12 protein-coding genes are annotated in these 12,755 nt (G+C 73.7%); 5 read left to right on the top strand and 7 right to left on the bottom strand.

The window, feature by feature from the left end; translation table 11 throughout:
• The first annotated feature begins 12 nt into the window (after positions 1-12).
• Positions 13-798 (top strand): site-2 protease family protein, encoded by a 786-nt coding sequence (locus OG896_RS29215; RefSeq protein WP_329370125.1) that lies wholly within the window; start codon positions 13-15, stop codon positions 796-798.
• Positions 799-928: 130 nt separating this feature from the next.
• Here OG896_RS29215 and OG896_RS29210 read toward each other — a convergent pair whose 3' ends face one another.
• The 4 genes from OG896_RS29210 to OG896_RS29195 all read right to left on the bottom strand — a co-directional run bounded on the left by OG896_RS29210 (position 929) and on the right by OG896_RS29195 (position 3,841).
• Complete coding sequence (locus OG896_RS29210) at positions 929-1,120, bottom strand: hypothetical protein (protein WP_328463304.1); 192 nt, start codon at positions 1,118-1,120, stop codon at positions 929-931.
• 65 nt (positions 1,121-1,185) lie between these two features.
• A complete protein-coding gene (gene npdG / locus OG896_RS29205) occupies positions 1,186-1,914 on the bottom strand; it encodes an NADPH-dependent F420 reductase (protein WP_443057170.1) in 729 nt (242 codons plus the stop codon).
• Between the two features lie 148 nt (positions 1,915-2,062).
• Complete coding sequence (locus OG896_RS29200; protein ID WP_443057169.1) at positions 2,063-3,379, bottom strand: MFS transporter; 1,317 nt, start codon at positions 3,377-3,379, stop codon at positions 2,063-2,065.
• Between the two features lie 267 nt (positions 3,380-3,646).
• Positions 3,647-3,841: a hypothetical protein gene (locus tag OG896_RS29195; protein ID WP_329370120.1), complete on the bottom strand. Its 195-nt coding sequence runs from the start codon at positions 3,839-3,841 to the stop codon at positions 3,647-3,649.
• 118 nt (positions 3,842-3,959) lie between these two features.
• On the opposite strand from OG896_RS29195, the gene map reads away from it, so the two are divergent.
• The gene (gene map / locus OG896_RS29190; protein WP_329370118.1) at positions 3,960-4,817 is read left to right on the top strand and encodes a type I methionyl aminopeptidase; all 858 of its coding nucleotides are present in this window, start codon (positions 3,960-3,962) and stop codon (positions 4,815-4,817) included.
• A 61-nt stretch (positions 4,818-4,878) separates the two neighbouring features.
• Positions 4,879-5,871, top strand: coding sequence for a hypothetical protein (locus tag OG896_RS29185; RefSeq protein ID WP_329370116.1), 993 nt, complete (start codon positions 4,879-4,881; stop codon positions 5,869-5,871).
• Between the two features lie 52 nt (positions 5,872-5,923).
• Here the strand turns inward: OG896_RS29185 and OG896_RS29180 are convergent, their stop codons facing one another.
• A complete protein-coding gene (locus OG896_RS29180) occupies positions 5,924-6,694 on the bottom strand; it encodes a bifunctional DNA primase/polymerase (RefSeq protein WP_329370114.1) in 771 nt (256 codons plus the stop codon).
• Between the two features lie 225 nt (positions 6,695-6,919).
• Here OG896_RS29180 and OG896_RS29175 point away from each other — a divergent pair, with 225 nt between their 5' ends.
• Positions 6,920-7,570, top strand: coding sequence for a biliverdin-producing heme oxygenase (locus OG896_RS29175; protein WP_329370112.1), 651 nt, complete (start codon positions 6,920-6,922; stop codon positions 7,568-7,570).
• Between the two features lie 139 nt (positions 7,571-7,709).
• Here the strand turns inward: OG896_RS29175 and OG896_RS29170 are convergent, their stop codons facing one another.
• Entirely contained in the window at positions 7,710-9,224 is a 1,515-nt protein-coding gene (locus tag OG896_RS29170) for an HtaA domain-containing protein (RefSeq protein ID WP_329370110.1), read from the bottom strand.
• A gap of 123 nt (positions 9,225-9,347) precedes the next feature.
• A complete protein-coding gene (locus OG896_RS29165) occupies positions 9,348-11,198 on the bottom strand; it encodes an HtaA domain-containing protein (RefSeq protein WP_329370108.1) in 1,851 nt (616 codons plus the stop codon).
• 275 nt (positions 11,199-11,473) lie between these two features.
• On the opposite strand from OG896_RS29165, the gene OG896_RS29160 reads away from it, so the two are divergent.
• A complete protein-coding gene (locus tag OG896_RS29160) occupies positions 11,474-12,487 on the top strand; it encodes a heme/hemin ABC transporter substrate-binding protein (protein ID WP_329370107.1) in 1,014 nt (337 codons plus the stop codon).
• Positions 12,488-12,755 lie beyond the last annotated feature (268 nt).

Genomic DNA, 12,755 nt, shown 5'->3' with positions numbered 1-12,755 from the left:
AGGAGCCCGCACATGACCGTCACCCCGCTGCGCATGACCAGGCGAGGCGAGAACCGCCGGATCAGCCCGGTGTTCCTCGGCATCACCGCGGTGATGGTGGTCTCCGGCTGGGCGGTGTGGGCGGGCTACGCGTCCGACGCCGGCTTCGCGGTGTTCCTGTTCGTGCTGTCCGGCTGGCTCTTCTCGCTGTGCCTGCACGAGTACGCACACGCCCGTACCGCCCTGCACAGCGGCGACACCAGCATCGAGGCCAAGGGCTACCTCACGCTGAACCCGCTGAAGTACGCCAACGCCGCGCTGTCCATCCTGCTGCCGCTGATCTTCGTCATCCTCGGCGGCATCGGCCTGCCCGGCGGCGCCGTGCTCATCGAGCGCAACCGCATCCGCGGCCGGCTGCGGCACAGCCTCATCTCGGCGGCGGGCCCGCTCACCAACGTGCTCTTCGCCATCCTGCTGATGCTGCCGTTCACCCTCGGCCTGGCCGACTCCTGGCCGCACGACTTCCAGGCCGCCCTCGGGTTCCTCGCGCTGCTCCAGGTGACCGCGGCCATCATGAACTTCCTGCCCATCCCCGGCCTTGACGGCTACGGCGTGATCGAGCCGTGGCTGTCCTACGAAGTGCGCCGCCAGGTGCAGCCGTTCGCGCCGTTCGGGATGCTCGCGGTCTTCGGGGTGCTCTACATCCACTCGGTGAACGTCAAGTTCTTCGACGCGATGTACCACGTGATGACGTGGTTCAAGGTGCCGGACTGGATGGCGGGCTACGGCTACTACCTGTTCCAGTTCTGGAAGCACTAGGGCGCGTTGTGGAAGGAGCGCCGTCCGCCCGACGGGCGGGACCCGTGGCGTCCGGTGCTCCCCTCAGCCTTCGGCGGGGTGAGGTGCCCCCAGAACACGGCCTGGCCGCGCCGCCAGGTCAGCCGTCGGGTCACCCGGCGGCGCGCTGCCCGGCCGCGGCCGTCAACTTCGCCTTGCGGTAGTAGTACCAGCACATGTTGCTGGTGAGGCCGGCGAGCAGCACCCAGACCACCCCGATCCACTGGCCGTTGACGAAGGACACCACCGCGGCCGCCACGGCCAGCAGGCACACGATCAGGGAGTAGAGGGCGAGGCGGGGCATGGCGGTCGGGCTCCTGTGCTGGTGGGGGTGGTCGGGGGTGGCGCGGCCCGGCGGGCCGCCGGACGTCACACGTCGGTGACGCGCAGCCCGGCGTGGGCCTTGTAACGGCGGTTGACGGAGATCAGGTTGGCCACCAGGGACTCGACCTGGTGGGCGTTGCGCAGCCGCCCGGCGAACACGCCGCGCATACCGGGGATACGGCCGGCCAGCGCCTGTACGAGGTCGGTGTCGGCGCGGGACTCGCCGAGCACCATGACGTCGGTGTCGATCGACTCGACCGCGGGGTCCTGGAGGAGCACCGCCGACAGGTGGTGGAAGGCGGCGGTGACCCGGGAGTCCGGGAGGAGCGCGGCGGCCTGCTGGGCGGCGCTGCCCTCCTCGGGGGTGAGCGCGTAGGCGCCCTGCTTGTCGAAGCCGAGCGGGTTGACGCAGTCGATCACGAGCTTGCCGGCGAGGGGTTCGCGCAGCGCTTCGAGGGTCTTCGCGTGGCCCTCCCACGGGACCGCCACGATCACGATGTCGCTGCGGCGGGCGCACTCCGCGTTCTCGGCGCCCTGGACTCCCGCGGCGCCCTTCTCGCCCTCGGCCAGCTCGGCCGCGGCGGCCTCCGCGCGGGCCGCGTCCCGCGAGCCGATCACCACGGACTGGCCGGCCCGCGCCAGGCGGTAGGCCAGGCCCCGGCCCTGGTCGCCGGTTCCGCCCAGCACTCCCACCGTCAGCGCCGACACGTCCGGGAGGGCCCAGGGGTCCTTGGCGGCGGGCTTCTTCACATCGTCAGCGGTCATGCGGCCCATCTTCGCACCGCCCCGCCCCCGTGGGTGTCTGCGCCTCCCGGACAGTAACGGACGGCACAGCGGCGGAAGGCGCGGCGGACCGCGGCGGACATGCCGCAGGCGGCAGGCGGACCGCGGCGGACATGCCGCGGGCGGCGGCGCCCGGCGGCTACCCCGAAAGGACGGGGCGGTCGGCGGGGCCGGCGGCGTCGACCGGGGCCGCGTCCCGCGAGTCGTAGGACATCAGCGCGGGCAGCGCCAGCGCCAGCAGGCCCACCGAGGCGACGCAGGCCAGCCCGCCGGACCAGACCGAGGTCCGCGCGGAGCTCAACGCGGCGACCCCGCCGGAGCGGACCTGGCCCAGTTGCGGCCCGGTGGAGTACGACAGCAGCTCGATCCCGGCCAGCCGGCCGCGCAGGCCGTCCGGGATGGTCGCGTTCCACATGGTGGAGCGGCCGATGCCGCTGACCATGTCACAGGCGCCGGCCGCGGCGAGGAACACCAGCACCAGCCAGATCCGGCCCGACCAGCCCGCGCAGGCCATCGCCAGCCCCCAGCCCGCCGCCGCGGCCACCACCATCCGCCCGTGTCCGCGCACCCGCGAGGCCCACCCGCTGGTGAGGCTGACCAGCAGCGACCCCACCGACCCGGCCGCGTACATCAGGCCGAGCGACCACCGCGCGTGCAGGTCGTCCGCCAGGAAGGGGAAGATCGCCGCCGGGTAGGCGAAGAACATCGCGACCATGTCGATCAGGTACGTGCCCAGCAACTCCTTGCGGCTCCAGGCGTACCGCGCCCCCTCGGCGATCCCCCGCAGCGACGGCGCGCGGGCGTCGTGCGCGGCGGGCGAGCGGCGCAGCCCCAGGGCGAGGAGGACCGAGACGGCGAAGGTCACCGCGTCGATGCCGTAGGACCAGCCGAGGCCCGCGTAGGCGATCACCAGGCCCGCGACGGAGGGGCCCGCGATGGCCCCGATCTGCCAGCGCAGGGCGTTCAGCGACGCGGCCGCCGCGAGCTGGTCGCGGGGCACGATGCGCGGCACGATCGCGTCGAGCGCGGGCCGCTGGAGCCCGGCCAGCGCGCTGGACAGCGCCGCGCCCGCGTACAGCGGCCACACCGCGGGATGCGGGACCGACGTGTTGAGCAGCAGGCCCACCACCAGCAGGCCCTGCGCCGCCTCCGCCCCGACGATCAGCGTCTTGCGGTCCACCGCGTCGGCGAGCGCGCCCCCGTAGAGGCCGAACACGATCAGCGGCACCAACTCCACCGCGCCCACCGCACCCACCGCGACCGCGGAACCCGTCAGCTCCTTGATCTGCACCGGCAGCGCGACCATCGTCAGAAAACTGCCGAAGTTCGTCACCACCCCCGCCGACCACATCAGCCGGAAGTCCCGCGAGCTGCGCCAAGGCGCGAGATCGGGCAGAAGCCCCTTCACTTTCACCCGCGCGAATCTGCCCGCCCCACCACTCCCCCGGCAACGCATTTTCCGTTGGCGGCGCGACAAACACCCACCGGCTGTGACGCGGCGAGGAACGGAAGAGCCGCACACACTCAGGGGCGCGGGGAACTGCGCGCTCAGCAGGCCACCGGCCTGCGGCCGGACACGGACCGCAACGAGAACGGCGAGCAGCCGAGCGAGGCACGGAAGAGCCGCACATCCCCAGGGGCGCGGGGAACCGCGCGACCGGCCCACCACCGAGGGGTGGTCCCTCGCCCGACAGAACGGGGCACCCGGGCGGGTCGCCCCCACCTACTCCCGTGAGTCCCACTCGTCGTTGCGCTCAGCCACCCGCTCCATCGCGTGCTCGGCCTCACCCTTCGTCGCGTAAGGCCCGAACCGGTCCTTGGAGGGGCAGTCCGGCCCCTCCTCGACCCGCTTGTGCTTGAGGCAGTAGAACCACTCCCCCGGCTTCCCCGCGGGCTTGCTCGCCTTGTGAAAGGCCATCGCGCTCTCCTTCTCGCTCACCGGCGGGTGCGGGCCGCCCGGCCCGGCCGAGCCCCTCCCGTTGCCGGGCGCCGCCCCTTCCCATCGTGCCCGATCTCCCGTGGATACACTCGTCGGCATGTCTGGTCAGTCGCTGGTCGTACCCGGCACCCTCTCCCCCGCCCGCCAGGTGCCCGGGGCGATCCCGCGCCCCGAGTACGTGGGCAAGCCGGGGCCGACCCCGTACACGGGTCCCGAGGTGCAGGACGAGGAGACCGTCGAACGGATGCGGATCGCCTCGCGGATCGCCGCGCGGGCGATGGAGGCGGCGGCGAAGGCCGTGGCGCCCGGGGTGACCACGGACGAGCTGGACCGGATCGCCCACGAGTACATGGTCGACCACAAGGCGTACCCGTCGGACCTGGGCTACCGCGGCTTCCCGAAGTCGCTGTGCACCTCGGTCAACGAGGTGATCTGCCACGGCATCCCGGACTCGTCGGTGCTGCGGGACGGCGACATCGTCAACCTGGACGTGACCGCGTACATCAACGGCGTGCACGGCGACTGCAACGCGACGTATCTCGTCGGGGACGTGGACGAGGAGTCGCGGCTGCTGGTGGAGCGCACCCGGGAGGCGCTGGAGCGCGCGATCAAGGCGGTGCGGCCGGGCCGCCGGATCAACGTGATCGGGCGGGTGATCGAGTCGTACGCGAAGCGCTTCGGGTACGGCGTGGTGCGCGACTTCACCGGGCACGGCATCCACACCGCCTTCCACTCGGGCCTGGTGATCCCGCACTACGACGACCCGCGGGCGACCACGGTGATGCAGCCGGGGATGACCTTCACCATCGAGCCGATGCTGACACTGGGCACGTACGAGTACGACCTGTGGGAGGACGGCTGGACGGTCGTCACCAAGGACCGCAAGCGGACTGCCCAGTTCGAGCACACGCTGGTCGTGACGGCCGAAGGAGCCGAGGTACTCACGCTCCCTTGACGGGCGGCGCCCGGTAGGGTTTGCGGCGATCCCACCGGGTACGAAGGAGAGCCGACGCGCCATGATCCGCCGCAGGTTGTGCCTCGGGGCCGCCGCCATCGCGCTGACCGTGCCGCTGGCCGGTTGCGTGACGGTGCACGGCGAGCGCGCACTCATCCCGTCGATACGGCCCGCCGAGGCGGCCAAGGTGCTGGCGAACTTCGCCGCGCAGAACAACAAGGCGACCAAGTCGTACGACGAGCAGGCGATCGCGGCCATCGAGGCCGGGCCACTGGGCACGATCGACCAGGCCGGGGTACGGGCCAAGCACGCCAACAACCCGCAGGGGAACGCGGATTACTCGGCGCTGAAGTTCTCGCACGCGAAGTTCCTCATCCCCGAGCAGCGCGGCTGGCCGAAGTTCTTCGTGGCGGAGGCGCAGACCGACCGCAACGGCGACTCGCGCTGGCTGCTGGCGTTCCGCCGCGGCGGCCCCGACGAGCCGTGGATGGCGGACTTCCTGGGGGTGGCCACGCCCGACGCGCTGCCGCACTTCGCGGTCGACAAGCACGGCCACGCCGAGGCGTTGCCGCTGGCGGGCACCGATCTGCAGGTCCAGCCGGGGCAGTTGAGCGCGCAGTACACCGACTACCTGGACAGCGGGAAGGACGACGGGAAGAACGGGGCCGGCCCGGCACAGGTGTTCACGGACGGGCCGGCCACCTCCGGCCTCAAGACGAGCCACGAGAAGTCCGCGCGGACCGCCGACACCGTGACCCAGTACGCCGATCAGCCCGACATCTCCGGCGACTTCGCGCCCATCGCGCTGCGCACCACCGACGGCGGCGCGATCGTCTTCTTCGGCTCGCGCCACCAGTCCCGGGCGACCTTCCGTGCCGGGTACCAGCTCACGCTCGACAAGGACACGAAGGCGCTCACCTCGGGCACCCCCAAGACGTCGATCACTCTCGCCCGCGTCGCCCAGAACATGGTGGCCGTGCCGCCGAGGAAGGCCGGCGCGAAGGTGACGTTCCTCAGCAGCCTGACGGGACTGGTCTCCGCGAAGGGTGAGTAGGACGGGTGCCCCTGGGTGAGTGCGGCTCGCCGCGTGCTTGCCCGGGGTTCGCTCAGCGGCCCCACGCGACGGACTCGGGCTCGAACTCGTAGCCGAACTGGGCGCAGGCGTCGGTGAGGACGGCGAGTACGGGCAGCGGGTCGGGCAGCGGCAGGTCGGGGCCGTGGCCGTCGAGCCACTGGACGGAGTTCCCGGAGGGCAGCCGCGCGGGCGGCAGCAGGACGTAGCTGCCGCGGCAGTGCCAGCGGATGCCGGGGTGCTCGTCGGCGGTCTCGGGGTGGCTGTCCAGCTCGCAGGGCCACCACTCGTCCTCGTCGGCGGGGGTGCCGCGGGTCGCGGTGAAGAACATCAGCCGGTCCTCGCCGTAGGCGGCGACCGGCCCGATCGTGGCGGCGTCGACAGTCAGCCGCTCCAGGGCGAGCCGGCCCGCGTCCGCGGGGACGTCGAGCACGTCGTGGCCGATGCCGGTCGCGGTGACGAAGTTCGCCAGCGGGTTGGTGCGCAGCCAGTCCTCGACGCGCTGCGGCTCGGTGGACGCCTGGGTCTGCCAGGCCAGCGAGATCGGGTGCAGGCCCGGGATGGGGCAGCCGATCCGCTCGCAGGAACAGCCGAAGCCCTCGGGGTGGGCGGCGGGCACCAGCCGGTAGCCGGCCTGGGCGGCGGCCCGGGTCAGTTCGTCGCGCCGCGGGTCGGGCACGGAGGGGCGGGAGCGGGAGCCGCGGGCGGAGCGCGGCGCCCGGGCGGGGCGGGCGGCGGTCGAGGAGGACGACCCGCTGTCCGCGCCTCGGCGCAACCAGCCGGACAACCTGTTCCTGCCTGCCATCGAGCTCCTTCCCTCGCCCCCGGGGCCACCGGCGGTACTCGACACGGTACGCCCACGGTTGAGGCCATCCTGCCTCCTGGCTGGATTGAACAGCCACTCGGGGTGGAAGTGTTCCCGTGCAACCTTTACCGACGGGGTGTCGGCAAGGTCTTGACGAAAGAAGTTAGGTAAGCCTTACTTAGGTGGACCTGAGTCCCCGCCCGACCGATGTTTCAGGAGTTCCCCTTGTCGCCGCTGCCCGTCGCCGCCCCCTTCTCCACCGTCATCCGCACCGCGAGCCAGGACCTGCACACCCAGGTGAACAACACGGAGTTCATGAGCGACATGCTCGGGGGCCGTCTCGGCGTCGAGGCGTACGCCCGCTACACCGAGCAACTGTGGTTCGTGTACCGCGCGCTGGAGGACGGCTCCGCCGCGCTCGCCGACGATCCGGTGGCCGGGCCGTTCCTGTACCCCGAACTCCTGCGGGTGCCTTCGCTGGAGCGCGACCTGGACCACCTGCGCGGCCCCGGGTGGCGGCGGAAGGCGGTCCCGGTGCCGGCCACCGCCGCGTACACCGCGCGGATCGCCGAGGTCGCCGCCTCCTGGCCGGCCGGTTACGTCGCGCACCACTACACCCGCTACCTCGGCGACCTCTCCGGCGGGCAGGTGGTGCGCGACACCGCGCAGAAGACGTGGGGCTTCGACCACAAGGGGGACGGCGTGCGGTTCTACGTCTTCGACGCGATCCCCAACCCGGCCGCCTTCAAGCGGGAGTACCGCACCCTGCTGGACGCGATGCCGCTCGACGCCGCCGACCGGGACCGCGTCATCGCCGAGTCCCGCCTCGCCTTCACCTTCAACGGGGCTTTGCTCGCGGAGCTCGCGGGCGCCTGACCCCCCGAGGTGCCCCGTCCGGCCGGTGGAGGGACCACCTGCCGGTGGGGGCTTGTCGCGCAGTTCCCCGCGCCCCTTGGGGGTTGCCGTCCTTCCGCGGAAGGAGCCGCACCCCCCAGGGGCGCGTGGGGGTGGTCCGTCAGCCGGCGGAACCGCGCAGCCGCTTGGGTCGGGCCACCAGAACGGTCGCCGCGGCGCCCGTCACCACGAGGGCGCCCGCGGCGCCGAGGAGCAGGGGGACGGGGGTGTCGGAGCCGGTGGACGCGAGCGTCGCGCCGGCGTCGGTGCCGCCGGCGGTGGCCGCCCCGGGAGCCTCGACGGACGCGTCGGACACCGTGGGAGCGGGGCTGCCCGCGGGAGCGGTGGGCAGCGCCGCCCCCTCGTCGAGGGAGACCGCGACCGTCACCGGGTCGAGCGCGTCGCCGGCCTGGTAGAACCCGCTGAAGACCTTCGCGCCGTCGGCGGACAGCGCGGCCGCGGCCGAAGTGATCGTGACCACCTGGCCGTTGACCGCCGGCGCCACCCCGCTGAGCGTGGCCACGTCGAGGTCGTCGTAGCTGCTGGACTTGCCGGTGGTCATGTCCTTGCTGGTGACGTCGGCGGTGAGGGTGCCGGTGGCGCCGTTGGTGCTCACCTTGAGGTCACTGAAGGACAGGTCGAGCGCGTAGGTCCCGCCGGTGAGGTGCCCGAGGAAGTGGACGCCGCCGGAGAACGAGGCGTTGAGCGTCTTGCCGTCGGCGTCCCACGTGCCGGTGCCCTTCGGGAAGCGGTAGCCGGAGGCGGTGGCGGTGGCGCCGCCGGTCGACTCGACCTTGCCGTCGGCGATCGGGCCGGTGACGTAGCTGCGGAAGGACTCCTTGACGCCCCAGTCGAGGTTGCCGTCGACCACGGTGGCAGGGGTGCCGGGTGCGGCGCTGGTGGGCGGGGTGGTCGGTTCGGTGCTGGGGTCGGTGCCCGGGGCGGTCGTGGGCGCCGTGGTGGGCGGGGTGGTGGGTGGGGTGGTCGGGGGCGTGGTCGGCGCGGCGCCGGCCGTCACCGCGAGGTCCGCCGGGTCGAGCGCGGTGCCCGCCTGGTACATGCCGTTGAACGCCTGCGCGCCGTCGGCGGTCAGGGCCGCCGCGATCCCGTCGTAGGTGATCGCGCCGGTGGCGTCGTGGCCCGCCGTGGCCGCCGACAGGTCGAGCGAGGCGAAGTCAACGTCGTCGGAGGTGGCGCCGGCCGCGGTCACGTCAGCGGTCAGGGTGCCGGTGGTGCCGGTGGTGGTCAGCTTGATGTCGGCGAGCTTGATGTCGAAGCCGTGCAGCGTCGAGGCGAACTCCACGCTCCCGTCGAACGCGACGGTCACCGCGTGCGTGCCCGTGTCGTACGTCCCGGTGCCGCCGGAGAAGCGGTAGGTGCCGTCGGCGTTGGTGCCGGCCCCGTCCGCGGTGGTGATGGTGCCCGCCGCCGGGCCGGTGACGTAGCTGCGGAAGGACTGCTTCAGGCCCCAGTCGAGCGTGCCCCCGCTCAGGGGCAGGGTCGGCGGCGCGCCGTCCGCGGCGGCGGCGAGCGCGGGCAGCCCGAGCGCGGCGGCGCCCCCGGCGGTGGCGGCGGCTATCGCCAGGGCGAGCACGCGGGAACGGTGCCGGCGGGGCATGCGGGTGACTGCGGACATGGTCGAAGGTCTCCTCGACGGAAGGGGATGGGCGGGTGATCGGGTGAACGGTGGGGGGTCGGTGACAGACGGGGGCCGGTGGGCCGCGAACAGGCGTGCGCCGAGGGCCGCTTCGGGCCGCCGTCAGTCGGCCTCGGGCCCGGATGTCGGTCCGGGCCCGAGACCGGGTTGGGGAGCGCGGGGTTCGGGAGCGCGGGGTTCAGGAGCGCGGGGTTCCGTCGCGCGGGGTTCGGGAGCGCGGGGTTCGGTGACGCGGGGTTCCGTCGCGGCCGGTCGGGGTTCCGTCGCGGCCGGTTCCGTCGTGCCGGGTTCGGTCCCGGCCGGTTCCGTCGTGCCGGGTTCGGTCCCGGCCGGTTCCGTCGCGCTGGGTTCGGTCCCGGCGAGTTCGGTCGGGGCAGATTCAGCTGCGGCCGGTTCCGTCGCGGCCGGTTCCGTTGCCGCCGGCTCGGTCGCGGCGGGTTCCGACGCGGCGGGTTCCGTCGCGGCGGATTCGGTCGCGGCCGGTTTTGCCCGGCGGCGGTTGCGGTTCCTGAGCAGCACGGCCGCGGCCAGCGCGAGCACGACCGCCGCGCCGAGGGCCGCCACGGTGACGGTGCCGGCCGAGGTGCCGTCGGCGGCGTTCCCGGTAGGCGGTGCGGCGGCCGGCGACGGGGTGGGCTTCGCCGCCGGTGCGGCGGCGGCCGTGGTCGGGGTAGTTCCGATGTCCGGCAGCGCGGGCAGCTTCGCGGACGCCGTGAGGGCGGCCGAGACGCTGAGCGGGTCCATCGGCGTGCCCGCGGTGTAGAGGCCGTTGAACCTCGCGGCGCCCTGCGCGGTGAGCGTGGTGGGCGCGTCCTCGATGGCGAGCAGGCCGTTCTTCGGGGTGGGCGCGGCGGGCACCGTGAAGGTCGCGAAGGGGACGCCGTCGGCGTAGAGCGTGCCCTTGGTGCCGGCGAGGTGCACGCGGACCGCACCGAGGGCGAGGTCGAGCCCGTACGAGCCGTCGGCGGCGCGCATGCCGAGGAAGCGGACGGTGCCGGCGAAGTGGGCGTCGAGGGTGTGCCGCTTGGCGTCGTAGCTGCCCCGGCCGCTGCCGAAGCGGTAGACGGCGCCGCCGTCCTGGGCCCCGCCGGACACCTGCGTACGGCCGCGGGCGAGGTCGCCGGTGACGTACTCGCGGAAGGTGCGGCGCACCCCCCAGTCGACGGCGCCGTCGGCGAGGGTGCCGGAGGTGGCGGCGGGCGCGCCCGAAGTGGGCGTGGCGGTGGGCTTCTTGGCGGGCGCGGTGGTCGCGGCAGCGGCCCGGTGCAGGTCGACGGAGAGCGTGACCGGGTCGAGCGCGGTGCCCGCGGTGTAGTACCCGGCGAAGGCGCGGGCGCCCTGCGCGGTGAGGGTCGTGGGGACGTTGCCGAGGTTGAGCTGCGTACCGGTGACGCCCTGGGTGCTGACGCCGCCGAGGGCGAGCGCGGCGAGCGGGACCTGGGCGGTGGTGGTGACCTTGCCGGTGCCCTTGTCCTTGCTGCGCATGTCGGCGTAGAGGGTGCCCGCGTGGCCGGAGATCCGCACGGTGGGGCGGGAGATGGTGAGGTCGAGGAGGTAGGCGCCGTTGCTCCGCCGGTGCCCGAGGAAGCGCACGCCGCCCTGGAAGCCGGCGGTGAGCGCGCCGGTCGCCTGGTCGTACGAACCCTGCGCGGACGGGAAGCGGAACTGGCTGCTGCCGACGGTGTCCGCGCCCCCGGTCAGGCTCCAACTGCCTTGCGCGATAGGGCCGGTGACGTAGCTCTGGAACGACGCCTTGATGCCCCAGTCGAGCCGGCCGCCGGAGACCGTGCGGGTGCTGGAGGCCGCGGGCGCCGCCTTCACGGCCGCGGGGGCCTTCGGTGACGCGGGGCCCTTCAGTGCCGCGTGCGCGGAGGTCGCCGGCGGCAGCAGGACGGCGGCGAGCAGCGCGGCGCCCGCGGTGGCGAGGGTGGCGACGCGTGCCCGAGGAGGCACGCGGCGGCGCGCTCGGGCCCGGACGCGGGCAGGGCGGAGCAACGGCATACGGACCCCTCAAGGACTGGATAACTTAGGTAAGGCTAACCTAAGCTAACCTCCTCGGAAGCGGGAAGCCCCGCCCCCGGGTCCGGCACGGCGACGACGACAGGCGGTATGCGGTGAAGAGACGGTCAGCGCGGCGGACTGACGGTGCCTCGGCCGGAGGGCCGTCGCGCCGGACCCGGGAGCGGGCGCGCCGGAGGCCGCGGGGGCGCGGGGAGTTGCTCGCCCCGGTGGCCGGGATCGTGCTCGCGGCGCTGCTGGCCGGGTGCGGAGGGAGCGCCGGGAGCGGGCCCTCGGGTTCGTCCGCTTCCTCCGGGACCACCGGTTCCTCGGGCGCTTCTGGCTCCTCGACCGCGGCGCCCGCCGACACGGTGCAGCCGCTGTCCGGTACGCCCGTGCCCCAACTGCCCGCCACCGTAAGGTCGTCCGACGGCCGTACCGTCACCGTCCGCAGCGACGACCGGATCATCCCGCTCACCGGCGGCCTGTCCGAGGTGGTCTTCACCCTCGGCCTCGGCGACCACGTGGTGGCCCGCGACATCTCGGCGACCTTCGCCCAGGCCGCCGGGCTCCCCCTGATCACCCGCGCCCACGACGTCTCCGCGGAGGGCGTGCTCTCGCTGCACCCCACCCTCGTGCTCGCCGAGTCCACCACCGGCCCGGCCGACGCGATCGCGCAGATACGGGCGGCGGGCGTCCCGTTGGTGGTCCTGCCGACCGCCACCTCGCTGTCCGACGTGGGCCCGAGGATCGACGCGGTGGCCGCCGCGCTCGGCGTGAAGCCCGCCGGCGCCCGGCTACGCGAGCGCACCGCGCGGCGGATCGCCGCCGTACGGAAGGCGATTCCCGCCGAGGCCCACCAGCCGCGGGTGGCCTTCCTCTACCTGCGCGGCACCGCGTCCGTCTACCTCATCGGCGGGCGCGGCTCCGGCGCCGACTCCCTCATCGCCGCGGCCGGCGGCATCGACGCGGGCGTCGCGTCCGGCCTGGACAAGGACTTCACCCCGATCACCGCCGAGGCCCTGGTGAAGGCGGCGCCCGACGTCATCCTGGTGATGACCAAGGGGCTCCGCTCGGTGGGCGGGACCTCCGGCCTGGAGAAGGTGCCGGGCGTCGCCCAGACCCCGGCCGGCCTGGACCACCGGGTGGTCGCCATCGACGACGGCACCCTGCTCAACTTCGGCCCGCGCACGGATGTCGTGCTGCGCGAACTGGCCGACGGAATAAGGAAGTCGGCGACGTGACAGCCCGGCAGGACGAGGTGCCGGCGATCGCGGTGGCCACCGTCCGCCCGGCCGCCCGCCGGCGCCCCGGGCCCAAGTCGCCCGGAGCGGCGGCTCGTTCGGTGGGGGCGCGTACGCGTACCGGTGCCGCCGGCGCGTACGACGGCACGTCAGCGGTGGGCTCGTACAACTCCCTTGTCGTAGAAGCGGATACGGCCGCGGATACTGCTTCGGATACAGCCGCGGATTCGGCCGTCGGTCCACTCGCGGGCCTCGCGGAACCCTCCGA

Source organism: Streptomyces sp. NBC_00669 (genome assembly GCF_036226785.1).
Taxonomy (GTDB): Bacteria; Actinomycetota; Actinomycetes; order Streptomycetales; family Streptomycetaceae; genus Actinacidiphila.
The sequence above is the reverse complement of the archived record's forward strand: the minus strand, read 5'-3'. Positions and strand labels throughout refer to the sequence as shown.

What these genes read in the sequence shown, in the direction of transcription:
- OG896_RS29215 (WP_329370125.1), top strand. Translation starts at nt 13, where the DNA reads ATGACCGTCACCCCGCTGCGCATGACCAGGCGAGGCGAGAACCGCCGG.
- OG896_RS29210 (WP_328463304.1), bottom strand. Translation starts at nt 1,120, where the DNA reads ATGCCCCGCCTCGCCCTCTACTCCCTGATCGTGTGCCTGCTGGCCGTG.
- npdG (WP_443057170.1), bottom strand. Translation starts at nt 1,914, where the DNA reads ATGGGCCGCATGACCGCTGACGATGTGAAGAAGCCCGCCGCCAAGGAC.
- OG896_RS29200 (WP_443057169.1), bottom strand. Translation starts at nt 3,379, where the DNA reads ATGCGTTGCCGGGGGAGTGGTGGGGCGGGCAGATTCGCGCGGGTGAAA.
- OG896_RS29195 (WP_329370120.1), bottom strand. Translation starts at nt 3,841, where the DNA reads ATGGCCTTTCACAAGGCGAGCAAGCCCGCGGGGAAGCCGGGGGAGTGG.
- map (WP_329370118.1), top strand. Translation starts at nt 3,960, where the DNA reads ATGTCTGGTCAGTCGCTGGTCGTACCCGGCACCCTCTCCCCCGCCCGC.
- OG896_RS29185 (WP_329370116.1), top strand. Translation starts at nt 4,879, where the DNA reads ATGATCCGCCGCAGGTTGTGCCTCGGGGCCGCCGCCATCGCGCTGACC.
- OG896_RS29180 (WP_329370114.1), bottom strand. Translation starts at nt 6,694, where the DNA reads ATGGCAGGCAGGAACAGGTTGTCCGGCTGGTTGCGCCGAGGCGCGGAC.
- OG896_RS29170 (WP_329370110.1), bottom strand. Translation starts at nt 9,224, where the DNA reads ATGTCCGCAGTCACCCGCATGCCCCGCCGGCACCGTTCCCGCGTGCTC.